Annotated in this window: 1 pseudogene; it reads right to left on the reverse strand. The window is 46.3% G+C overall.

Features of this window, described 5'->3' with window-relative positions:
• Nucleotides 1–28: 28 nt before the first annotated feature.
• Nucleotides 29–315: pseudogene (locus SB773_RS30835) on the reverse strand (sodium:solute symporter family protein); the annotation flags it as partial.

Here is a 315-nt window from a genome sequence, read left to right on the forward strand (position 1 = left end):
GTGGCTCTTTTCTTATTGTGCGATGTGACTAAGCCACGCGTGATTGTCTGTCGTCTATCGAAACATTATCCTTCGTTATCAAACTGACGATGGTCATCACCACCAGATTGATTAGCAGGGCGATAATACCCTGGTTCAAATCTTGGATGGACTGCGGCAACAATGGGAACAGTGTCCCGATTGTAGTATTGCTAATCGTAACGTATGCTACCATAGACACACCAGCAATGATTCCCGCTGCTGCACCCTGTTTCGTGACAAAATTTCGTTTCATCAAGATGAAAACCAGTGACGGGCACAATTGCGTCACGAGGC

The organism is Bacillus sp. SIMBA_074, from assembly GCF_046534555.1.
Classification (GTDB): Bacteria; Bacillota; Bacilli; order Bacillales; family Bacillaceae_G; genus Bacillus_A; species Bacillus_A mycoides.